This is a genomic window from Oceanobacillus aidingensis (assembly GCF_042654105.1).
Classification (GTDB): domain Bacteria; phylum Bacillota; class Bacilli; order Bacillales; family Amphibacillaceae; genus Oceanobacillus; species Oceanobacillus oncorhynchi.
Window position 1 is genome coordinate 1 of record NZ_JBHSFT010000037.1, and the last position, 23876, is coordinate 23876.

At 40.9% G+C, this 23876-nt stretch carries 21 protein-coding genes, 1 riboswitch and 1 other annotated feature; of the genes, 8 read left to right on the plus strand and 13 right to left on the minus strand.

Features of this window, described 5'->3' with window-relative positions; all coding sequences use genetic code 11:
* Positions 1-451: 451 nt before the first annotated feature.
* Positions 452-760, minus strand: coding sequence for a rhodanese-like domain-containing protein (locus tag ACFO3P_RS14700; protein ID WP_042530715.1), 309 nt, complete (start codon positions 758-760; stop codon positions 452-454).
* Positions 761-880: 120 nt separating this feature from the next.
* Between ACFO3P_RS14700 and ACFO3P_RS14705 the strand changes: the two genes are divergently transcribed.
* A complete protein-coding gene (locus ACFO3P_RS14705) occupies positions 881-1639 on the plus strand; it encodes a hypothetical protein (protein ID WP_042530713.1) in 759 nt (252 codons plus the stop codon).
* A 96-nt stretch (positions 1640-1735) separates the two neighbouring features.
* Here the strand turns inward: ACFO3P_RS14705 and leuS are convergent, their stop codons facing one another.
* The gene (gene leuS, locus ACFO3P_RS14710; RefSeq protein WP_289584326.1) at positions 1736-4150 is read right to left on the minus strand and encodes a leucine--tRNA ligase; all 2415 of its coding nucleotides are present in this window, start codon (positions 4148-4150) and stop codon (positions 1736-1738) included.
* Positions 4151-4260: 110 nt separating this feature from the next.
* Positions 4261-4484: a binding site (T-box leader), on the minus strand.
* Between the two features lie 238 nt (positions 4485-4722).
* On the opposite strand from leuS, the gene mnmM reads away from it, so the two are divergent.
* On the plus strand, positions 4723-5295 hold the full coding sequence (mnmM, locus tag ACFO3P_RS14715; RefSeq protein ID WP_289584327.1) for a tRNA 5-(aminomethyl)-2-thiouridylate-methyltransferase MnmM: 573 nt from the start codon (positions 4723-4725) through the stop codon (positions 5293-5295).
* 8 nt (positions 5296-5303) lie between these two features.
* On the opposite strand, the gene ACFO3P_RS14720 is transcribed toward mnmM, so the two are convergent.
* Entirely contained in the window at positions 5304-5693 is a 390-nt protein-coding gene (locus ACFO3P_RS14720; RefSeq protein ID WP_042530708.1) for a hypothetical protein, read from the minus strand.
* Positions 5694-6196: 503 nt separating this feature from the next.
* On the opposite strand from ACFO3P_RS14720, the gene ACFO3P_RS14725 reads away from it, so the two are divergent.
* On the plus strand, positions 6197-6724 hold the full coding sequence (locus tag ACFO3P_RS14725) for a gamma carbonic anhydrase (RefSeq protein ID WP_212929527.1): 528 nt from the start codon (positions 6197-6199) through the stop codon (positions 6722-6724).
* A gap of 54 nt (positions 6725-6778) precedes the next feature.
* On the opposite strand, the gene metK is transcribed toward ACFO3P_RS14725, so the two are convergent.
* Positions 6779-7978 carry a methionine adenosyltransferase gene (gene metK / locus ACFO3P_RS14730; protein ID WP_042530704.1) on the minus strand — a complete coding sequence of 400 codons (1200 nt, stop codon included), beginning with the start codon at positions 7976-7978 and terminating at the stop codon, positions 6779-6781.
* A 168-nt stretch (positions 7979-8146) separates the two neighbouring features.
* A riboswitch (SAM riboswitch) is annotated at positions 8147-8252 on the minus strand.
* Between the two features lie 183 nt (positions 8253-8435).
* Here metK and pckA point away from each other — a divergent pair.
* The 4 genes from pckA (at position 8436) to ACFO3P_RS14750 (ending at position 12805) form a co-directional block, all read left to right on the plus strand.
* Positions 8436-10022, plus strand: a complete 1587-nt coding sequence (gene pckA / locus ACFO3P_RS14735; protein WP_193065451.1) for a phosphoenolpyruvate carboxykinase (ATP) — start codon at positions 8436-8438, stop codon at positions 10020-10022.
* Between the two features lie 199 nt (positions 10023-10221).
* On the plus strand, positions 10222-11208 hold the full coding sequence (locus ACFO3P_RS14740) for an ABC transporter substrate-binding protein (RefSeq protein WP_193065452.1): 987 nt from the start codon (positions 10222-10224) through the stop codon (positions 11206-11208).
* Positions 11209-11220: 12 nt separating this feature from the next.
* Positions 11221-12027 carry an ABC transporter ATP-binding protein gene (locus tag ACFO3P_RS14745; RefSeq protein ID WP_042530700.1) on the plus strand — a complete coding sequence of 269 codons (807 nt, stop codon included), beginning with the start codon at positions 11221-11223 and terminating at the stop codon, positions 12025-12027.
* Positions 12014-12805, plus strand: a complete 792-nt coding sequence (locus ACFO3P_RS14750; RefSeq protein ID WP_139089033.1) for an ABC transporter permease — start codon at positions 12014-12016, stop codon at positions 12803-12805. Before ACFO3P_RS14745 ends, ACFO3P_RS14750 begins: the two co-directional genes overlap by 14 nt.
* Positions 12806-12832: 27 nt before the next feature.
* Here the strand turns inward: ACFO3P_RS14750 and ytkD are convergent, their stop codons facing one another.
* The 9 genes from ytkD to ACFO3P_RS14795 form a co-directional block, all read right to left on the minus strand.
* The gene (ytkD, locus tag ACFO3P_RS14755) at positions 12833-13303 is read right to left on the minus strand and encodes an RNA deprotection pyrophosphohydrolase (RefSeq protein ID WP_212929529.1); all 471 of its coding nucleotides are present in this window, start codon (positions 13301-13303) and stop codon (positions 12833-12835) included.
* 30 nt (positions 13304-13333) lie between these two features.
* Positions 13334-13843 (minus strand): hypothetical protein, encoded by a 510-nt coding sequence (locus tag ACFO3P_RS14760; RefSeq protein WP_052484935.1) that lies wholly within the window; start codon positions 13841-13843, stop codon positions 13334-13336.
* Positions 13844-13994: 151 nt separating this feature from the next.
* Positions 13995-14315 (minus strand): hydrolase, encoded by a 321-nt coding sequence (locus ACFO3P_RS14765; RefSeq protein WP_226895252.1) that lies wholly within the window; start codon positions 14313-14315, stop codon positions 13995-13997.
* Positions 14316-14415: 100 nt separating this feature from the next.
* Positions 14416-15972, minus strand: a complete 1557-nt coding sequence (locus tag ACFO3P_RS14770) for a mechanosensitive ion channel (protein ID WP_246529052.1) — start codon at positions 15970-15972, stop codon at positions 14416-14418.
* Positions 15973-16090: 118 nt separating this feature from the next.
* Positions 16091-17527 carry an o-succinylbenzoate--CoA ligase gene (locus ACFO3P_RS14775; protein ID WP_212929530.1) on the minus strand — a complete coding sequence of 479 codons (1437 nt, stop codon included), beginning with the start codon at positions 17525-17527 and terminating at the stop codon, positions 16091-16093.
* 88 nt (positions 17528-17615) lie between these two features.
* A complete protein-coding gene (gene menB, locus ACFO3P_RS14780; protein WP_042530692.1) occupies positions 17616-18434 on the minus strand; it encodes a 1,4-dihydroxy-2-naphthoyl-CoA synthase in 819 nt (272 codons plus the stop codon).
* A gap of 27 nt (positions 18435-18461) precedes the next feature.
* Positions 18462-19256 (minus strand): 2-succinyl-6-hydroxy-2,4-cyclohexadiene-1-carboxylate synthase, encoded by a 795-nt coding sequence (gene menH, locus ACFO3P_RS14785; protein WP_042530690.1) that lies wholly within the window; start codon positions 19254-19256, stop codon positions 18462-18464.
* Positions 19253-20998, minus strand: a complete 1746-nt coding sequence (menD, locus tag ACFO3P_RS14790; protein WP_289584328.1) for a 2-succinyl-5-enolpyruvyl-6-hydroxy-3-cyclohexene-1-carboxylic-acid synthase — start codon at positions 20996-20998, stop codon at positions 19253-19255. The genes menH and menD overlap by 4 nt, the downstream gene beginning before the upstream one ends.
* A gap of 4 nt (positions 20999-21002) precedes the next feature.
* Positions 21003-22403 (minus strand): isochorismate synthase, encoded by a 1401-nt coding sequence (locus tag ACFO3P_RS14795; RefSeq protein ID WP_193065456.1) that lies wholly within the window; start codon positions 22401-22403, stop codon positions 21003-21005.
* 291 nt (positions 22404-22694) lie between these two features.
* On the opposite strand from ACFO3P_RS14795, the gene ACFO3P_RS14800 reads away from it, so the two are divergent.
* Positions 22695-23630 (plus strand): 1,4-dihydroxy-2-naphthoate polyprenyltransferase, encoded by a 936-nt coding sequence (locus tag ACFO3P_RS14800; RefSeq protein WP_042530684.1) that lies wholly within the window; start codon positions 22695-22697, stop codon positions 23628-23630.
* Positions 23631-23876: the final 246 nt, after the last annotated feature.

The window sequence follows — 23876 nt, forward strand, 5'->3', positions numbered from 1 at the left end:
AACATTAGCTTTCAGAAGTCAACTTCTGACTTATTTTTTAAGAAAAACGAGGTTGTCTTTCTTCTTTCGTACTGGTTGTTTTGTTCAGTTTTCAAAGAGCAATTTTGTTTGTTGCTGTTTCAAATCAGCAACTTTATTAATATATCAGATAACCAATGCTGCGTCAACAACTTTTTTATAAAATTATTTTTACAAAATCGCTAACTCAACGCTGGAAATTTATTATAGCATTATCGACAAATTAAGTCAACACAAAACGAGAAAATTTCTTTTTATCTAATGAAGGGATTAAATAAAGCTGTATTATGTCCTTTTTTGTACTCCCTTCATTAAATTATAAATCTCGTATTGTCTGGTTACCTTACTCCTGCTCAGCATAAAAATCCCGCGGGAATTTATTTTCCCGCGGGATATCCTCTATAGAGTCTATAAATTCGTCACGCTTATGGAATTATTTAATAATAATTTCTCCATCCCACTCCAGCATTCCGCCGCTCATGTTTGATACATTAAACCCTTGCTCTTGTAAAAAAGCGGTTGCGTTATGGCTTCTTCTTCCAGACCGGCAAATCATAATATATTCCTTATCTTTATCTAATTTCTCATAAGCAGCCGGTATATCGCCTAAAGGAATATGCAAAGCATTTTCAATGATTCCTTGTGCTACTTCTTCATCTTCTCTGACATCGATCAACTGAATATTATCGTTTTCTCTGATAGTATCCACTTCTGCCGGTGTAAGCTCTTTTATATCTGCCATTTTCTCTCATCTCCTTCTGTTTTCCTTCTTTATTATATTAAATGCATTATGAATAGGATTCAAATCGTTTGATTAAACTAAGGCAAAACTTAATTATTTTATGAATAGAAGGTGTTATTGATGGCTTATATCAGTTTATTGTTTTTAGCTCTCTTTTTCGCTCCGGCAGAAGCAGCTTCGAATGATGCGATGCTAATCCAAACGTATGAAGAGGATGTTACAGGAGATGGAGAGAAAGAGCTGTTAGAGTTAAAAGGAAAATTATTTGCTGCAGATGGTGTTTATTATCAAGATATTTGGGTTGAAATTTCCAGCCCCTCTACTGATAAAACATGGCGGATAAACTATGGTGGAGGATACGATCCCGAATTACATTTTGCAGAATTAACTCACAACGGTGTCATGGATATTCTTTATCAGAGTCCTACCGGCGGAAGCGGCGGATTATATACTTCTCAGTTAAATCAATGGGAAAAAGATGATTTTATCGAGCTTCCACTGCCAGTAGAGCAGCCCGTGAAAGGGGAATTTATGGATGGTTTTCGAGTGTCCATTCAATTGCTTCCAGATGAAGACCCCATCATTTTAGATGTCTCGGGCCAAAAAGAAGAATATATCCGTTTAAAGCTATACGATGAGCAGGGTAAACTTCTGGAACCTACAACACTTATGATTGATCCTGTTGCATTTTTTGACATCATTGACTTAGACGATGAAGGTCAAAAAGGTCTTAAGAGCTTTCAGCAAATAAGTGGTGCTTATCATGCAGACGGAATTGGAACCGTGGAATCGATTTGGATGTATGATGAGGGGAAATGGATGCTGCTAGAAACAGACTTGCAAACAGATCTTCCGCGTTTGGATAATTCCTCCAGTTAGTATTTTTTATAAAGAAAACATAGAAAAACCGGACTATAATCAATTTCTGCCAAGCGAATTTTGATTATAGCCCGGTTTTCAGTTAGAGAAAATGGATTAATTAGCTACAACATTAACAAGTTTATCTGGAACAACAATCACTTTTCGAATTGTCTTCCCGTCCAGCCATTTTTTTATACTTTCTTGATTTAAAGCCATTTTTTCAAGGTCGTCTTTTTCAGTACCTGCTGGAACGCTTAGTTTCGCACGTACCTTGCCCATCACCTGCAAAACAACTTCCACTTCTTCTTCCACCAGCTTCGATTCATCGTAAGCAGGCCAGCCAGCAAGGCTTATAGAATCTTCATTGCCCAGCTTTTGCCAAATCTCTTCACACATATGCGGAGCGACTGGAGAAAGAAGCTTCACAAAGCCTTCTGCGTAATTTTTCGGGATTGATTCTGCTTTGTAGCATTCATTTACAAATACCATCATTTGAGAAATACCTGTATTAAAGTGAAGATTCTCAAAGTCCTCTGTCACTTTCTTAACCGTTTCATGATAAACCTTATCTAATTCTGTTGCAGCTTCATCTGTAATCTTATCTGTTAATGAATTATCATCATTGATATACAGTCTCCAAACACGATCCAAGAAACGCCGGGAGCCATCTAAACCATTTGTTGACCAGGCAACAGAAGCATCTAATGGTCCCATAAACATTTCATACAATCTTAGCGTATCTGCGCCATGAGAAGAAATAATATCATCCGGATTAACAACATTTCCTTTTGATTTACTCATTTTCTCATTACCTTCTCCAAGAATCATCCCTTGGTTAAATAATTTTTGGAAAGGCTCCTTCGTGGAAACAACTCCAATATCATAAAGGAATTTATGCCAGAAACGTGCATATAACAAGTGAAGCACAGCATGCTCTGCTCCGCCGATATATATGTCGATTGGAAGCCATTCCTCCAATGCTTTTGGATCAGCAAGCTGTTCCGTATTATGCGGATCAACATAGCGCAGGAAGTACCAGCAGCTGCCGGCCCATTGCGGCATCGTATTTGTTTCTCTTCTGCCCTTCATTCCTGTTTCCGGATCAACTACATTTACCCAATCTCCATTCGTGGCAAGCGGAGATTCTCCAGTTCCCGATGGTTTAATCTCGGTCATTTCCGGAAGTTCCAATGGAAGCTCCTCATCCGGCACAGCAGTCATGCTGCCATCTTCCCAATGAATGATTGGAATCGGCTCTCCCCAATAACGCTGCCTTGCAAAAAGCCAGTCACGCAAACGATACGTGATTTTCTTTGTCCCTTTTTTATTTTCTTCCAGCCATTCAATCATTTTAGAAATAGCCTCATCTTTATCCAGTCCATCCAAAAATCCAGAATTAACATGGGGTCCGTCTCCTGTATAAGCTTCCTCTTCTATATTTCCGCCAGCGACTACTTCTCTGATTGGCAAATCAAACACAGAAGCAAATTCATAGTCACGCTCGTCATGTCCAGGAACTGCCATAATTGCTCCGCTTCCGTAACTCATCAATACATAATCTGCTACCCAGATCGGCATCTTCTCTCCATTAACAGGATTAATCGCATAGGCTCCCGTAAATACACCTGTTTTTTCTTTGGCAAGATCCGTACGTTCTAAATCAGACTTCGTTTGTACGTCATGCAAATATTTTTCCACAGCTTCTTTTTGTGCTGCGGTTGTAATTTTTTTAACAAAATCATGCTCTGGTGCCATAACAGCATACGTTGCTCCGAACAATGTATCCGGACGTGTTGTAAATACAGTAAAGGTTTCCTCATGTCCTTCAATGGAGAAGGTCACCTCAGCCCCTTCGGAACGCCCAATCCAGTTACGCTGCATTTCCTTCAGGCTTTCCGGCCAATCCAATTCTTCCAAATCAGAAAGCAGTCGATCTGCGTACGCCGTTATTTTAAGCATCCACTGCTTCATCGGTTTACGAACTACCGGATGCCCCCCGCGTTCACTCTTCCCATCAATTACTTCTTCATTGGCAAGCACCGTTCCAAGAGCAGGACACCAGTTGACAGCCACTTCATCCATATAAGCCAAATCATTTTCATAAAGCTTTTTGAAAATCCATTGTGTCCACTTATAATAATGAGGATCTGTTGTATTGATTTCCCGGTCCCAATCATAAGAAAAGCCTAACTCTTTAATCTGTCTCTTAAAGGTTTGAATATTTGCTTCTGTAAATTCTTTAGGGCTGTTTCCTGTATCAATGGCATATTGCTCTGCCGGAAGTCCAAAAGCGTCCCAGCCCATCGGATGCATGACCTCATATCCTTGCATTCTTTTCATTCTGGCTAAAATATCAGTTGCCGTATAACCTTCCGGGTGGCCAACGTGCAGCCCCTGGCCGGATGGATAAGGGAACATATCAAGTGCATAAAATTTCTCTTTATTAGAAAATGTATTTGTTTTGAATGTTTGATTGTTATCCCAATATTTTTGCCATTTTCTCTCGATTTCCTGATGTTGAAAGCTCATTATAATCCTTCCTTTCGTCCTGACTCTTGTATCGTTCAATCACATACGGCACGGACATCTATATCCCGATTTCTTATAAAATCAGGTATAAAAAAAGCCACTCATCCCAATGAAGGGACGAGAAGCTGTGTTTATTCCCGCGGTACCACCCAAATTAACGCTAAGAAGCGCTCGCTTGACATCGGTAACGTTGATGAAACGACAGTAACTACTCTGATTTCATTACTGCAAACTAAAAAGGTGAGTTCATACGTCTATCAGTAGCAGTTTTCACCACCCACTGCTTCTCTAAAACTGATAAAACCTATTACTAATCCTTTTTCATCGTCTTTCGTTTTATGATAGATACTGGAATTATAATGAAATAAATATTCCGTGTCAAGTTGACCTGACGTATCTTACTTCTTAGTATACACTTATTTTTATAATTGGAAACCATATCACGAGGAAAAATATAATACAGACTGTTGACTATTCAATTGGAAGCGGAGCAATAAACATTTTACCGTTTTTCTTGTTATAATGAAATACAGCATATTTCCATTGGAAAAAATACAGAAGGAGACAGTAACATGCTATTAAATGTTTTAACCTGCGCACATGCACTTTTAAAAGAAAGCCTGAAAGAAGGAGATACAGCTATCGACGCGACCTGTGGAAACGGATATGATACATTATTTTTAAGCCAGACTGTCGGCCCTTCCGGCAAGGTATATGGATTTGATATCCAGGAGCAGGCCATTCAAAATACGAAAGCGACACTTTACGAAAATGACTGTCATAATGTAACCCTTATTCAGGACAGCCATGAAAAGATACATAGCAATATTAAAGAAGAAATTTTTGGCGGCGCTATTTTTAACCTTGGCTATTTGCCAAAAAGCGATAAATCAATAGTCACAAAAGCGCCCTCCACCATCGCCTCGGTTGAAGCGATATTGAAAAAACTGAAAACAAACGGTCTGATCGTTCTGGTTATTTATTATGGACACCCGGGCGGCGGGGAAGAAAAAGAAGCGGTTCTTTCTTACGCTTCACAATTAAATCAAAAAGAATATCAAGTGCTCAGGTACCAATTTATCAATCAGCAAAATAAAGCACCTTTTTTAATTGCTATCGAAAAAAAGAAACGCTCTGCATCATAGAGCGTTTCTTATGCAATTCCTAAAAATAGTAATCGAAAGAATAAATTTAAGAAGTGCCCGGCTGTCATGATAATAAATATAATAAATGAAATCATGAGCACACGGGAGCGAAGTGTCTTATATTTTTTGGGATAGGGAATCCAAATATAAGCTGATACAACCATGAGCGGGACAGAATATAAATATCCAAATAGATAAACCCAGTCGCGCAATGCAGAAAGGTCACCCAGTTCAGGGTCTTGCAGGCTGTTCAACTGATTCATATATCCGGCTGCAAAAATAATAGTTAGCAAAATAAAATAACCAAATGTTGTCAGACGCAGCCATTTTTGCTCATCGCTTATCAGTATATAGACACCGATAAAAAATAAAATCCCTATTACAATTTGAATCAACATGAAAGTACAACCCCATTTTTAACGATAAATCAGTTCTCTGCGCCACATGCAAAACTTTCTCTCTCTGTAAAAGTCCGCCTGTTTGTATGGATGTCCCATTATCCATAGCGAGATTAAAACAGATTTATACAATTACTTATTCCAGTTATGACTGGAACATCTGTTACTGCTCCCATTGTCAAATCAACAACGTGGAAATTACTTAGAATAGCATTTCTGTTTATCTCTTTATGTTATTACTATCCTTAAGTAACCAGCTTATTTATTCTACCATAAAAAGATGCGTATCTGTAGAGGATAAAAAGAAATAAATCTACATTCAAACTTATTATCCACATCAAACAAATGACTTAGAATATATGCCTACAATTAGGAGATTACGATAGGAATAACAAGTCTTTCTCCTTCATTCAGTACTAAAATCAACTCATTTAGAACTGCCTTTCCAGATAATATTTCCTTTGATATACTTTAATCAATATGACTGAGTTGGAGGAATACAAATGATTGAATCATATAAAGGAATAACCCCGTCTATTGATTCTGCCGCATTCATTGCCAAAAATGCAGTAATCAACGGAGACGTGACGATTGAAGAAGAAGCAAGTATTTGGTTTCATACGGTGATTCGCGGTGATGTAGCACCGACAAAAATAGGTAAGCGTACCAATGTCCAGGATCTCTCTATGCTGCATCAAAGTCCTGATATGCCGTTAATTCTTGAAGATGATGTCACTGTTGGACACCAAGTCACCTTGCATTCAGCAATTATACGCCATCATGCGCTGATTGGCATGGGGTCCATTATTTTAGATGGCGTAGAGATCGGGGAGCATGCTTTTGTCGGCGCAGGAAGTCTGGTGCCGCCGGGCAAAAAAATACCGCCCCGCACATTAGCTATGGGTAGGCCGGCTAAAGTGGTTCGTGAATTAACCGATAAAGACTATCAAGAAATGGACCGCATCCGTAAATCCTATGTGGAAAAAGGACAATATTATTTAAAAGAAACAAACATGGGCGGAAATGAGTAAAACCATCCTATTCCAAAGAAAAACGTCAGGCATCTTCAAACACCTGACGTTTTTTTATTTTGCAGTCAACGCTTTTAATTCTTCGACTTTATCTGTTTTTTCCCATGGGAATGTAATATCTGTACGTCCGAAATGGCCGTAAGCAGCTGTGTTTTTAAAGATTGGCCTTCTTAAATCAAGCATGCGGATAATACCTGCCGGACGCAAATCAAAAAGCTCCCGGACTGCTTCCACTAATCTCTCTTCACTGACTTCCCCTGTACCGAACGTATTGATTGAGATAGAAACGGGCTGTGCAACGCCAATCGCATAAGCCAGCTGAACCTCACAAGAATCAGCAAGACCTGCAGCAACAATATTTTTAGCAACATAACGGGCCGCGTATGCAGCAGAACGATCCACTTTCGTTGCATCTTTACCGCTAAAAGCGCCGCCGCCATGTCTGGCATAGCCTCCATAAGTGTCTACAATAATCTTTCTTCCGGTCAAGCCGACATCGCCTTGCGGACCGCCTAAAACAAAGCGCCCGGTCGGGTTAATATAGTACTTTGTTTTTTCATCCAGTAATTCACCGGGTACAACAGCTTCGACAACATGTTTAATAATATCCGCTTCGATTTGTTCATTCGTAATATCCGGATGATGCTGCGCGGAAATGACAACCGTATCTACACGCAGCGGCTGGTTATCTTCACCGTATTCAACGGTTACCTGTGTTTTCCCGTCTGGACGCAGATAGCCGATAATCTCTTCCTTCCGGACATCTGCTAATCTTTTGGATAAACGGTGTGCTAAAGAAATTGGTAAAGGCATCAGCTCTTCAGTTTCATTACATGCATAACCAAACATTAATCCCTGGTCACCGGCACCAATTGCCTCGATTTCTTCTTCGCTTTCTTGTCCTTGTCTTGCTTCCAGCGCAACATCCACACCGCCGGCAATATCAGGAGACTGCTCATCAATAGCAGTCAATACAGCACATGTTTCTGAATCAAAACCATATTTTGCCCGTGTATAGCCAATTCCTTGTACTGTTTCACGTACAATTGCAGGAATATCTACATATGTACTTGTAGAAATCTCTCCGGCAACTAAAACAATTCCAGTTGTAACCGTAGTTTCACAAGCTACTCTGGCATTCGGATCCTTCGAGAGAATCTCATCCAGAATAGCGTCTGAAATTTGGTCAGACATCTTATCCGGATGCCCTTCAGTAACTGACTCAGAAGTAAATAAACGACGATTTGCAGCCATAAGGCTAACTCCCCTTCTCCAATAATGTTACGGAACTCTATTTCAATATAAATTTATCATTCCACCCAATGTGGTTTCATTTTTTAGAGGATATTTAAAAAGTCTCCTAAAAACAAAAAAACCTCTCCTTCAAAATATATGAGGAAAGGAAAACTTATTGGCCTTTCGCTCTTATTGTTCAAGGAATGATCCTTGCATCAGGTTAGCACCTTTCACTTCAAGTGAGGTTGCTGGGCTTCATCGGGACTGTCCCTCCACCATCTCCAAATAAGAGTATCCGTTCAATATTTAGATTAACGAAACAAGCCTCTCCTGTCAACCTTATTATCATTTGTGACAGAAAAAATAATTTTTTATAAATTAGTATGGACTATTATATTTAATGTGTTATACTAATAAACATATTTCAAGATAAAATCAATTCTAAACCATTAATTAAGGAGTGAATAATTGCTTTATGAAAATATTGCGGAGAAGTATACTGGAGGAGCTCACTTTAACTAATATTTACAGCAACTATTCTGTTGGCCAGCTTATTGAAAAAATTATTCATCGTGATGAAGCAAAATTAACATCTACTGGCGCGGTCCGTGCCACCACTGGAAAATACACGGGACGTTCTCCAAAAGATAAATTTATTGTAAAAGATGCTTTGTCAGCGGATAAGGTAGACTGGGGAAATGTTAATCAGCCTATTGAAGAGGAAGTCTTTAATCAGCTGCTGGGCAAAGTGATTGCCTATCTAGATAACCAAGAGGAAATTTTTCACCTGCAAGCTTATGCGGGTGCGGATGAAAAATACAAACTGCCTATTCAGGTAATCAATGAATACGCTTGGCATAATTTATTCGCAAGACAATTATTTATTCCTGTTGAAAAAGACATGGAGCAATTACATGAAGCTGATTTTACAGTAATCTCCGCTCCCGGTTTTAAAGCAGACCCGGAAGTTGACGGTACAAACTCCGAGGCTTTTGTTCTCATTTCCTTTGAACAGCGCATTGTGCTTATCGGCGGAACAGAATATGCTGGAGAGATAAAAAAATCTATCTTCTCTGTAGCTAATTTCCTGCTCCCTGAGCAAAATGTTCTGTCCATGCATTGCTCCTCTAACGTTGGAGATGAAGGCGATGTTGCTTTATTTTTCGGGTTATCCGGAACTGGAAAGACCACACTTTCAGCTGACATTGACAGAAGATTAATCGGTGATGATGAGCATGGCTGGAGTGACGAGGGTGTCTTTAATATTGAAGGCGGCTGCTATGCAAAATGCATTAATTTATCCGCAGAAAAAGAACCGCAAATCTTTGATGCGATCCGCTACGGATCTGTTCTGGAAAATGTCGCCTTGGATGAAGATACACGCGTCCCGGATTATGATGATACTTCGTTAACAGAAAATACACGGGCAGCTTATCCATTAGAAAATATTGATAACAGCTTAGAGCCAAGTGTGGCTGGACATCCAAATACAATTATTTTCCTGACCGCAGATGCTTCCGGTACTTTGCCGCCAATCAGTAAATTGACAAAAGAGCAGGCAATGTATCATTTCTTAAGCGGATACACGAGCAAACTGGCTGGTACAGAACGTGGTGTAACTAAGCCTGTAGCTACATTCTCAGCATGCTTCGGATCTCCGTTTTTACCATTAAATCCATCTGTCTATGCAGAAATGCTCGGAGAAAAAATTGATAAATTTGATGCAAATGTATTTCTGATTAATACTGGCTGGACCGGCGGCATGTTCGGTGTGGGAACGAGAATGAAATTATCCTACACGCGTGCGATGGTGCATTCCGCTTTAATCGGCGAGTTAAATGACGCGGAAACAACAACAGATGAAATTTTCGGATTGGCTATTCCAAAATCCATTCCAGGTGTTCCTGATGAAGTGCTTGTTCCTAAAAATGCTTGGGCGGATAAGGAAAGTTATGAATTGGAAGCTAAAAAATTAGCTGGAAAATTTCATATGAATTTCGAGAAATTCACGGAAGTCAGCGAAACAATTCAACAGGCTGGTCCGCTGTATCGTCCAGTATAATCAAACAGCTTCTCCAAAATAGCATATTCACGCGTTAAAAGGGTAAACTCCAATTTGGATTTACCCTTTTTTCTTGCTGCTCTTTCCTTTTCACCTCACAAAATCTCCAAATTCTAGGCGTTCACACAATCATCCCGCGAAACATATATTTATAGAAGATATTCAAGAACAGTTTTTTGAGAAAGGAAGGAAGAAGAAAATGAGAAAGCTTGCTTGTTTCATTCTATTGATTTGTTCTCTGCTTCTCATTAGTGCCTGTAATCAAAATAAAATGACCCAGATAGACCTTGCAGAAGTCACACGATCTATTTTTTATGCACCGCAATATGTTGCTTTAGAAAAAGGCTTTTTCGAAGAAGAAGGACTGGAGGTTGATTTGCAAACAACATGGGGCGGCGATACGACAATGACAGCACTGTTATCTGACAGCGCAGATATTGCGCTGGTCGGCTCAGAAACATCTATCTATGTCTATGCTCAGGATTCCAGGGATTACGCCGTGAACTTTGCCCAGCTGACTCAGACAGACGGCACATTTTTAGTAGCCAAGGATGCAGATGAAGAATTTAATTGGGAGGATTTACGCGACAGCCATTTTCTCGGCCAGCGTGTCGGCGGAATGCCCCAGATGGTTGGAGAGTATGTTTTGAAGCAGCATGATATCAACCCTCAAGAAGATTTAAATTTAGTTCAGAATATTGATTTTGCAAATATTCCAGGCGCTTTTGCCAGCGGCGATTATGAGTATGTGCAGTTATTTGAACCAACCGCAAGTATTTTTGAAGCGAATGGCCAGGGCGAGATTGTCGCCTCTTTCGGAGAAGAATCCGGGCAAGTGCCGTACACTGTCTTCATGGCAAAGCAAAGCTTTTTAGATGAAGAAGAGGAAACGGTCGAAGCATTTACCAGAGCAATCTATAAAGCACAGCAATGGGTGCAGGAAACAGATTCGTTAGAAATTGCCGAAGTGGTAGAGCCATATTTTGAAGATACCGATGTAGAAATGCTCGCGAATGCCATCGACCGTTATAAACAGCAGGGATCCTTTGCGACATCTCCACTGCTGAAAGAGGATGCCTGGGAAAACCTAAAAGATATTATGGATGAAGCTGGAGAACTCCCTGGAGACGCTCCCTATGAAGATCTCGTCAACACAGAGTATGCAGAGCGGATTATCGGGGAATAAAGGAGGCCAACAATGTCTTATCTTACATTAGACCGGGTATCTCATTACTACTTCTCCAAAAAACAATATACAGAAGCGCTGCACAATATCTCTTTCTCTGTGAAAAAGAATGAATTCATTTCATTGCTCGGACCAAGCGGCTGTGGTAAATCTACGCTGCTCTCTCTTATCTCTGGAATGCTGCAACCTGCTGAAGGCAATATTTTAGTGAACGGTAAGAAAATAGAGGGAAGCGATTTAGAAATCGGCTACATGCTCCAGCAGGATTATCTGTTTCCCTGGAAAAATATTATTGATAATGTGCTCATTGGACCCAGAATCAGAAAACGGCAGCCAGAGGATTTAAAGCAAAGAGCAATTGCCCTTTTGGAAGAAGTCGGTCTAGAAAATGTCGCAGATAAATACCCTAATGAATTATCAGGAGGGATGCGGCAGCGGGCGGCATTAATCAGAACACTTATCACAGAGCCGGAAATTCTCTTACTGGATGAACCCTTTTCTGCTCTGGATTTTCAGACAAAGCTAAAACTGGAAGTATTGGTAGCTGATTTATTAAAAGCTTATCAAAAAACAGCGATTCTGGTAACACATGATATTGGGGAAGCTATTTCAATGAGCGACCGGATTATTCTGATGTCTTCGCATCCCGGTGCAATTGAAAAAGTATATGACGTGCCTGTTGAATTACGAAATGAATCACCGTTTATGGCAAGAAAGCATCCAAAATACAGCCGGCTTTTCGATAAAATCTGGGCGGACTTAGACCAGCAAAAAGATACAGTAAAGCCTCTAGAGGAGGATGCTTATGAACGGCCCTAAGTTATTTGCACTCTATCAGCAAAAATTAAAAAAAGAGGCTAAGATTGTACTGACCTGGCAGCTGTCTATTTTAATTTTATTTTTTGCTCTCTGGGAGACAGCCAGCAGGTTTTACTGGATAGATCCGCTGCTCTTCAGCTCGCCCAGCCGGGTATTCAGCTCGATATGGAGCCGGCTCTTAGAGGGATCCTTACTCAGTCATATTCAGATTACGCTGCTTGAAACCATCCTCGGCTTTTTGATCGGCACAATTGCCGGGATTATCATTGCTTCTATGCTCTGGAGCTTTCATCGTTTTGCGAAAGTCATGGATCCTTATCTGGTAGTTTTTAACGCGATGCCAAAAGTGGCTCTCGGCCCGATACTCATCGTAGCACTTGGTCCCGGCTATTTATCCATCATTGCGATGGGATTTATTATTTCTGTTATTGTTACCACCCTTGTTGTATTTGCGGCTTTCAACGAGGTAGACCAAAATTATTTAAAAGTGTTGCGGAGCTTTGAAGCAACAAAATGGCAATGCTTTAAAGAAGCGGTTTTTCCTGCCTCCTTACCAGCTATTATCTCCACCTTAAAGGTGAATGTCGGGCTATCCTGGGTAGGAGTTATTGTCGGGGAATATTTAGTTTCCAAACAGGGGTTAGGATATTTAATTATTTACGGCTTTCAGGTATTTGATTTTACGCTTGTTATGTCCAGCCTTGTCATCATCGCTATCCTTGCGGCGATTATGTACAAAACCGTAGAAAAAATAGAGCAGATGCTGATCCGAAAATAGCAGCCAGCGCTCAGCTGACTGCTATTTTTATACATACGATTTTTTTATCCGGAGCAAACAGGATTCCAGTACAGCATCCTTCATAATAAAACTAAAATCCGTTTTCCTTTTTACATTCGTCGGGATATTCTTTAGGAATACCGGACCTTTCGTTTCATAATAAGTAGATTGCGGAATCAATTCATCAATTTCCGCATAGTAGACATTCTTAATGACTGTTTCATAACGCCCGTCCACTTTATACTGTCCAATGTAATGGAGCTTGTTTACCGTTGCCCCTGTTTCCTCCATAACTTCCCGGACAGCTGCCTGCTCTGCTGTCTCTCCAGGTTCGACCTTCCCTCCAGGAAATTCAATTCCTCTTTCCTTGTGATCCGTTAACAGCCATCTATCTTTATATTTGCAAATCACCCATACATGCTTAGGGCTTTTTGAAAATGGATGATCTAAAAAAGATAATTGTACCGTATTATTGTAAAAATCCTTAAAAACGTTCACTACTTCCACTACTTTCCCACAGGGCTGTTATCACTTATAGCTTATATCTTGAATTTTCCAGCCGTTTTGAAATGCCATCTCCACCACAAGAGTGTAACTCCCTACCATGTCATTTTCATTTTCCTGTACTACTTGTACAGAATGATTTGATATATTTATCATATCATATTCATTTTCTTCTTGAAACCATGGCTCCGTTTGTGTCGGGATAACATAAACGCCTTCCGCTTCAGCCCGGAAGTAATAGTCAACAAAGGCTGCGGCTAATTCTGGTGTAACATATGCTTCAAAAGCTTCTGTAAGCTCCTGTTCTGTTGCATAATGCTTCAGCTTATACGAATCATCCGCATCCTGCTTCAATGTATCTTCTAACCCATTCATAACGCGAATAACTTCATCCTGATCCGGCTGCATTTCTTCTGCTTCTGCAGATGCATCAATCTGATTGTTTCCTTCGCCAGCAGACTCTCCAGGTACAGTGATAGATAAAATAACGGCTGTCATCATTGTAAAACAAAGAATTAAAGCGAGCTTTCTCATCTACAAGCACTCCCTCTTCTTATCTATGTTTCCTGTCTAAACAAAACCTGTTTTTACTGATGAAAAATTCTTTATTTCTGATTTTCCATACACTATACTGTACCTTTTTATTATATCATCTAAACATTTTCATACCAAAGTACTTTTTTACCTACTCTTCATCCAATATTCCCATAGTCCGAATATGGTTCTTCGTATTTTCATCCCCCAGATCATATAACGCTTGATACACTCCTGCCATCGTTTCATCATAGACATCATTGGCAGTGTCCAAATGGTAGGGCACAAAAGGGATATGTGAACGTTTATAGCTGTCAAAACTCGCTTCATGCAGTCCTTCAAATTTTCTGCGCAGCATTAATATCTCTTCTGCCGTCGCATAAATCACAAAATCATCATTTCCCTGATACGGAATCCGGGAAATCTCACCTTGTCCAATACTGATAAAATATTTTTGTTTATCCAATATCATCACCTCACGATTATATTCTCCGCAAAAAACGAAAATAATCTCTTAAATATGAAAAAAGCGCATATACCTTTGAAGGTATACACGCCTTTTCAAACTGTTATTACAGATTATCATTATTGTCCGTGTTATCCGTACGATTCTGCTGCTCCTGATTAATGGAAGTATTATCAATTGTTCTATCAAATTTCTGCAGATATTTTGCTGCAAAATCTTTTCCTCCCAAACCAAAGGCAAGTCCAAAGGCCAATGCTAATGCGGCCAGCAGCAAGATAAATGCACTATTTACAATAGTTGATGCAATACCTAATTGGGATACAGCCATAAATGCTGCCAGAATCAAAATACTATACTTGGCAAACCCTGCAAGTACACCAGTTGCCGGTCCATTTAACAGATGCAGTAATACTTTTTGCACCATTGAACCGAGTAATAAAGCAATGCCCAAAATAAGCACTGCTGCCAGAACATTTGGCAGATAAGCAGTAATCGCGGTTGCAATTCCTACCAGGAAATCCAACTGAATAATATACAATGCCTGCACCGTTAAGAAGAAAATAATTAAAATCTGTACAACATAGCCGCCAATATAAGATGGTGTCCATTTCGCCTGGTCCACTGCTTTATTATTGCTGACCGTGGAGACAAAACGATTAAATCCTAATTTAGCAAGATAACTGCTGACAAATTCGCCAATCAGTTTACCTAACCAGATGCCAACCAGAATTAAACCAATTGCAATCAAGATATTCGGAATCATCTGCACAACACTGTGCAGCATGCCAATCGCCGGCTCCGTAATCCCTGCTAATTCCAATTGTTCTAAAGCAGAGATGGTAATTGGAATCAGAATAAGAATGAAAACAATGTTTCCGACAAATTTTGCAAAAGATGTCCCTTCAAATAAATTGGACAGCTTTAATTTTTGAATCCATTTCTCTGTACCTGCTGCGTCTAATAAATTTGTTACGACACTGCGGACAATCTTCCCGACAAACCAGCCCACTGCAAAAATAAGTACGGCTGCAGCAAGTTTAGGGATAAAGTTTAAAACAGACGCCAACAGACCGCTAAACGGTTCGGCAACCCCCTGAATATTTAAAGCCTGCAGTACACCAGGAATAAATAGGAGTAAAATAAGATAGAACGCAAATTTCCCGATAGTTTCCGTTGTTTTTCGGATTCCATCCTTAGAATCAGCAACTCCTATTTTGGAAAACAGGCGCTGAATGCGCAGTTTCTTGCTTCCTTCAACAATCATCCATTGGACAACGGTTGCAATGACCCAAGCCAATAGTAAAATTAATGCTGCCTTCACTACTGCCGGTATGAAATTTAAGAATGTTGAGATCAAATCCGATAATGGATTAGCAATCATCGACAGATTAAGAATATTGAAGAACAAAATAAATGCAACAATCAGCAGTATGTAATAAACTGCTTTAGCAATAACCTTTTCTGACTTCACCGGTTCCCCTTTTAACCGGAACCGATTAAATAGCTTATCATCCCAGTTCGTTTTCTTTAACGCTTTTTCTACTACGTTGCTTATCAGTTTAGCAAGCAGCCATACGATAAGAAGAACAATAAGCGCTATAACCACATTTTGGAGTCCAGTCCAAAAGTTTGCTGTAAAATAATCGTTCATAAAGTTTTCCATTGATTTTTGCCCCTTTCTAAACAGTATAGTTAGCGCTACCCGTCATTAAAAAGAGCCAAACCTATTTTATGAAACTGTAAAGAAACAGCAAAAAATTTGTTACAAACTTGCTATGCGCCTATCGATAATTCTTTAATGCCTGACGAACCAGCTTATTTGCAGCATTTCTCGGTAATTGATCCATAAAATGAATTTCCTTCGGATGTTTATAACGTGCTAATTTATCCTTTAAGAAAGAAAGAATCTCCTCTTTTGTAATCATTTTGTCCGTAACAACAAAAGCAACCGGAATTTCTCCCCATTCCTTGTCCGTCAAGCCGGTTACCCCCGCTTCCCGAATTCCTTCTATCTGCAGCAATATATTTTCAATTTCTGACGGATAAATATTTTCCCCGCCGGAAATAATTAGATCACTGCGGCGATCAACCACATATAAGAAGCCTTCTTCATCTAAATACCCCACATCGCCTGTTGCCAGCCAGCCATTTAAGAAAGATTTTTCATTCGCTTCTGGTCTATTATAATAACCAGGTGTCACCATTGGCCCCTTAACAAGTATCTCCCCAACTTCATTCGCCTGCTGTCCGCGTATTTTTAATTGCGCCGGAAACAGCGGTTTTCCTGCTGACCCCACTTTTCGAAGTGCGTCTCTCGGACTTAATGTCACAATTTGAGAAGCTGTTTCCGTCATACCATAGGACTGGAATACAGGAATTTGTTTTGCTTTCGTTTGCTGCAGCAGCGATTCTGGGGCTGGCCCTCCTCCGAGAAGCATACAGCGGAAACTCTCCGGATAACTTGATTCCCCCAGATAACTTACCAGGCGCTGCAGCATGACAGTGACAACAGAGGCAATCGTTACTTCCTTATTCATAATCGCATCATGGACATCTTCCACATCAAATTTTTCCAATAAGTAAATTGGCATGCCGTAAATAATTCCTTTTAACATCGTGGACAATCCGCTCACATGGAATAGCGGGAGTGGAATCAGCCATTTATCGTCATTGTGCTTTCCAAAATTCAAGCTGGAGCTTGTTGCACTCCACCAGTGATTTTCATACGTATGCTGGACAGCCTTCGGAAAACCGGATGTCCCGGACGTATACATCATTGTGAATACATCAGACAGCTCTATCTCTTCCAAAAGCTGCATATGAGGAGAGGCTTTTAACTGATTCAGTTTTTCAAACGTCAGCTGTTTTATTTCTGTCAAAGCCTCCTCCTCTGCTTCTGCAACCAGCAGCGTAACTTCCGCATCTTCCATTTGCTGTTTTCGTTCGAAAGCAGTTAAGCGCATATTTAATAAAACAGCCACTGCACCTAAATAACTGCAAGCATGAATGGTCTCTATCATTTCGATGCTGTTGCCTGAAAGCACCGCCACATGATCACCTTTTGTTACATCAGCGGCAGCAAGCTTTCTTGCTTTTTCCCGGCTGTTTTCAGCCAGCTGGCTAAACGTCACGGTAGTGCCATCTTTCCATTCTACGGCTGTTTCATCGGGGGATAAATCGGCTTGTTTATCAAGCCAATGGGGAATAACTGTACTCATTTTACTTCCTCCGTCGTTATTAAAATATATTCCTTCCCTTGCGAAAAGAAACCTTTGCGTAATCTGCAAAGGTTTCTTCCATACTGACTTAAGGGAATCTAGGGAACTGTTTGAAGTTCGGCTTTCTTTTTTCTTTAAACGCGTCTCTGCCTTCTTTTGCTTCATCTGTTGTGTAGTAAAGAAGGGTTGCATCCCCGCCAAGCTGCTGCAGTCCTGCTAAGCCATCCGTATCAGCATTAAAGGATGCTTTCAGGAAGCGTAATGCCATTGGCGATTTTTCTAAGATTTCTTCACACCATTGTAAGGTTTCTTCTTCTAATTTTTCCAAAGGTACCACGGTGTTTACCAATCCCATTTCATATGCTTCTTCCGCATTATATTGACGGCACAGGTACCAGATTTCACGTGCACGCTTGTGTCCTACTAAGCGGGCTAAATAGCCTGCACCATAGCCTGCATCGAAGCTGCCCACTTTTGGTCCGGTTTGTCCAAAGATTGCATTATCTGCAGCAATCGTTAAGTCACAAACTACATGAAGCACGTGTCCGCCTCCGATTGCATATCCAGAAACCATTGCAACTACCGGCTTCGGAATGGTACGGATCAAGCGCTGCAGATCAAGTACATTTAAACGCGGAACTTCATCGCCGCCAACATAGCCGCCATGACCGCGGACAGACTGGTCTCCGCCGGAACAAAATGCTTTATCTCCTTCTCCAGCTAACACAATCACGCCGATGGAGGAATCGTCTCTTGCATCTGTAAAAGCCTCAATCATTTCTTTTACGGTATTTGGTGTAAAGGCATTACGTTTTTCAGGACGATTAATCGTTACTTTTGCAATCCCGTTGTATTTTTCATAAATTATTTCTTCAAAGTTCTTCACTTTTTGCCATTCTACTGTCATGTTAATGACTCCTTTCAAGCGCAAGGCTTATGACGTAATATGATTTTCATTTAAGAACACATTTACCATTTTACCAAAGTTTCGCGATTTTTCCACATGAACAGCATGACCGGCTTTCGGACAAAGCATGAATGCTGCCTGTGGAATTGCTTTTTGCATCATTTGATTTATGGCGACAAATTTCTCGTCCTCTTCGCCGGCAATCAATAAAGTCGGTTTCGCAAGCTCTGATAATTGCCCCCACCAGGAGGGCTGAGTACCTGTTCCCATCGCCTGCAGAGACATCGCCAAGCCTTCCTCCTTTTGAGAAAGACGTTCATTACGGATATTCCGCTGCACATGATCCGGCAGCTGTTTTTGAGTGGCGAATAAAGGAAGCTCCTGCCATGTATCTACAAATGCTTCGATGCCATTTTCTAAAATACGCTGTGCCAGCTGCTCATCCTTTTCTTTCCTTTCACGACGGGCAGCTTCCTCTTTTAATCCTGGAGAGGCACTCTCTAATATAAGAGAAGCAATATACTCCGGATAATACATTGCAAAGCTGAGTGCGGTTCTTCCTCCCATAGAATAGCCGACGACATGCGCTTTTTTTATTCCTAATGTATCTAAAAGCTCCGCAAGCAGGGTACAGCAATCTTTCATCGAAGAAATGGTACTGTCTGCCTCTCCATGCCCCGGCAAATCCACTAAAATACATTGATAGCCGGATAAATACGAGCAAGTCTCGCGCCAGGTCTCGCGTGTTCCGGTAAATCCATGTAAAAACAGCACAGGTTCTCCTTCACCGATGATTTCGTATGGTAAACCCGCTGGACTCATTGCCATCCCTCTTTTATCTCTGCCATAACACGATTCCATTTCTCCCGGTGCCAGACAGCATTTTCATCACGATCTGTTTTCACTTCAATGATGGATAAGCCGGATTGCTGATAACTTTGCTCCAGCTGTTCCTTTAAAGCACGCTCTGTTGAAACAACCTGATAAGCTGCACCATATAACGCTCCGGCTTTTTCAAAAGGCAAGTCAACCGGCGTGCCAAAAAGTGCTTCAAAATGCTTCTTATCATTAGCCTGTGGAAGAAAAGAAAAAATTCCTCCACCGTTATTATTTACTAATACAATAGTGATTGGGAGCTGGTATTGTTTTGCCGCCAGCAGCCCATTCATATCATGGAAAAAGGAGAGGTCTCCAATCAGCAGGGTAACCCGCTGGCCAGCTGCTGCTGCACCAACAGCACTTGAAATCACACCATCAATCCCATTAGCTCCCCGATTGCAAAGGATGGAAACAGCCTTCGAAGACACCATAAAAAAGCTATCCACATCACGGACAGCCATACTGTTTCCGACATATAATGTTGTCTGGTCAGGAATAACCGCTGCTATTCCGCGGGCGGCTTCTCCCTCTGTTACCTGCGTTTCTTCTCCAGATAATAAATGATTCTTAGCAATTTGATTATAATGCAGCCATTCATCCAGCCATGCTGCAGTTGAAAGCTTATCCGGCGCTTTTTCAATCAGCTGGCTGCATAGTTGTCTTGGGTCAGCATAGATATAAGCTGTATCATTGCCGGTCGGGTCACGGAAGCCTTCATTCTCTTCTACAACAAACTGCGGAATATGGCTATGCTCTTTGACATAAAACAAATATGCTTTCGATACCGGCATCGCTCCGAAGCGGATAATATAATCCGGCTGCAGCCGCTCACGGATTTCCGAATCTCGTAAGAACGCATCGTACCCTTCGATGACATGAGTTTTGTCATGTTCCCCTGTCCGCAGCTGTGATAAAGGATCAGCCAGAACAGGCAGATTCCAAACTTGAGCCAGTTCGCATACACGCTCTGCGAAATTTACATTCATCTCTGGTCCGCACACGAGGAGCCCTTTTCGAGAAGAACCAAAAAGAGCCGTAAGTTCCTGTATTTGTTCTTCGCCTAAATACTTCATGCCTTCCATTCTATTTATGCGGGCAGTAGATTTCTCTTTTTCAGCACCCCAAATATCAGGAAGGGTGAAATCTGGCGTGAGCGGTTCTCTAAAGGGAAAGTTTACTTGAACAGGCCCTTTATTCCCCTGCTCTGTAAAGGCAAAAGCCTGCGCTGCTTTTTGACGCGCATAACGCAGCATTGGCGGCGTTCCTTCCGGGGTCGCCATCTCATGAAACCATTTGACATAATCTCCATACATTTTTATTTGCTCAATGGCTTGCGGAGCCCCGACCTGACGTAATTCATGCGGACGGTCCGCTGTCAAAACGAGCAGGGGCACTCTGCTGTAAAAAGCCTCTACCACAGCCGGATAATAATTTGCAGCAGCCGTTCCTGATGTACATACCAGTGCTACCGGCCGTTTTGATTTTTTCGCTAATCCCAATGCAAAAAAGGCTGCTGACCTTTCATCGATAACAATCCATTCTTTGATAGATGGATGCTCTCTAAACACCAGCGCCAGCGGAGTGGACCTGGAGCCGGGAGAAATAACAACATCCGTCATCCCATTCCTCGCCAGCTCGTCAATAAAGTTTGCAGTATAACGTGTTAAGCTTTCTGTATAATTCATTTCTCTAATCCACTCCTAAAACAGATAACATCGGCATCAATTTAATATTAGTCTCTTCATATTCACTTTCCGGAATCGAATCCTCGACAATTCCGCACCCTGCAAACAGGGAAGCTTCGTCCTTTTGGATAAGTGCGGAACGTAAGGCGACAGCAAATTCTCCATGATTATTACTGTCCATCCAGCCGATAGGTGCTCCGTACCAGCCCCGGTCCAATAATTCATTTTCCCGGATAAACGCTAACGCTTCCTGTCTCGGCGTTCCGCCAAGAGCAGGCGTCGGATGCAGACCGCTGATAATGGAAAAAATACGATGGTTTTTTTTCAGTTTTGCACGCACCGGCGTATATAAATGTTGAAGTGTTTTATATTGATGCACAGCCGGTTCAGACGGAACATTAACATCTGTACAGTAAGCCTCCATCGTATTGCGGATCATCTGCACGACATAATCATGCTCCTCGCGGTTTTTTGGGTCTCTAAACAGATTATCAGCGATTTGCTCGTCCTCTTCCATTGTCTCTCCGCGTGGTGCTGTACCGGCTAAACAGGTAGAAAGTACTTCGTCATCTTTCACTTTAACGAGACGCTCCGGCGTTGCTCCAAGGAAACAATCCTCTCCCATTTCATAGCCAAACACATAGGTATTTGGCTGCGTATCTACAAGACGCTTGAGAATGTCGGGAATGTTTGCTGATTGATTAAAATGCAGCCGTACCTCTCTTGCCAGCACAATTTTATCAACTGCCGTATTTTTCATCACATCTGTAGCCTTTTTAATTGTTTCCTTCCATTGTTCCGGATCAATCTCTGTTTTACGTTGAATGTGCAATACATATCCATCCCTCTTATTCTCTGCATTATTCAGCAGGGTCTGACGATGGTCTTGTAATTGCTCCAATACACCGGCATACGTTTCGTCTGTGCAGATGAAGCGATTTAGGGTAAGGTAATAATTCCCTTCTGCATGAGTTAGAATATAATTTGGAATAGAAAAATGACTGCAGGGAAAGTTTTCCCACAGCTTTGTCTGGGGCTTTAACGGGTCAAAAGAAAAACCTCCAAGTGCGACAACCCCAGTACCTGAAACATGATAGGGGTTATAAATAACAGCATCACTTAATAAAGCATGCCATTCCTGCTCCACTTGTTCATAGCGAGATGGAGAATCTTTAGCAGATAATTCAAAAGCATGCCCCGCCCCCGCCATTTGAAAATCTTCATTTGCACTGGACCAAAATGTACGAGGAAGCTTTAAATCAGCCGCTTTTTCTAAAAATCTATATAAATTAACTGGATTTATTTTTTCCGTATAACTAAACAGTTTGTTTTTTTGATCTGTATGAACGGACTGTATAGCAGCTTCCAATTCAGCAGTAAACTGTTTTTCTTTTACTTCGATCATGTTGATAAACCTCCGTAATAGGTACGTGTTCAAGAATCACAAAAGAGATAACCTCTTTTTTATTATACTTCTTGAACATCCTTTCATAAGTTGGACAGGTATTTTTTATCCTCTCCTATTTTATGCCCTTTTCGTTACTTTCTCAAGAAAAGCCTACTAATTCGTTTAAATCTGCTATGCTTTTCTCATTTTCCATCCATAACTGTCTGTTCCTCCCGCAAAATAGGTTTGACACGTCTCTGTCCCTTATCTAAAATAAATACGATATTGTTTTTTAGGAGGAAGCAGGTAATGACGACGAAAGATTCGGCTGATATAAAAGAATTACTGAATGAACGGGAAGGATTTCATAAATGGTGGCGGTTAATCCGGCCGCATACACTGACAGCATCCTTTGTCCCTGTTTTTGTCGGGACAATGATTGCTTTTAATGAAGGTACCATTGATTGGCTGCTGTTTTTTGCGATGATGGTTGCCTCTTTACTGATTCAGGCAGCTACCAATATGTTTAATGAATACTACGATTTTGTACGCGGATTAGATAACGATCAATCGGTCGGAATCAGCGGTTCAATTGTCCGGGACGGGATGCACCCAAAGCGGATTCGTAACATTGCTTTACTTTTTTATGCTATATCCGTTGGAATCGGTGTATACATATGTATCGCATCGAGCTGGTGGATTGCAATTATTGGTTTATTTTGCATGGCAATCGGTTATTTATATACTGGAGGTCCTATTCCGATTTCCTACACACCTTTTGGAGAATTGTTCTCTGGTGTGCTGATGGGATCCGTCATTATTGGGATCACCTATTATATTCAAACGGCTTCCGTTACGACGGAAATGATCTGGATTTCCCTTCCAATTACGATATTTATCGGCTGTATTAACTTTGCCAACAATATCCGGGATCGTGATGGAGATGAGAGAGGCGGAAGAAAAACCATTGCCGTGCTTCTTGGCAGACCAAAATCAATCAAGCTGCTTGCTTTGCTGTTTATTGTTTCATTTTCAATCACTATTATTCTTATACTGACAGGCGCTCTGCCCTTATGGTCTTTCCTTACTTTACTGAGTATTCCACCGGCAGCCAGTGTCATCATCCAATTTAAGGGGAAGACAAAAGCAATTGAAATGATGCCGGCAATGGCAAAAACAGCGAAAACAAATACAATTTACGGGATGCTGTTAGGTCTCTCTTTGTTAATTTCCGGATTGTTCTAAAACGAAACTTCACGCAGTAGGGGTTTTTACGGACAGTTCTCTGTGAGAAAAGTGCTTGTTCAAAAAGTCCGATAAAAATTTGATATGTCATGTTGATTGGGCTTTTTGAACATCGTTTATAAGCATTTGTGGATAAATCATTTAGAAAGCATTCCTGTAATGAAGAAATATGAGGGGAAATGAGCGTAGAATCAATTTTACAGAAAAGAATCCCCCTTGGTAGTATAGAGAGTGTCATCGCGGTGA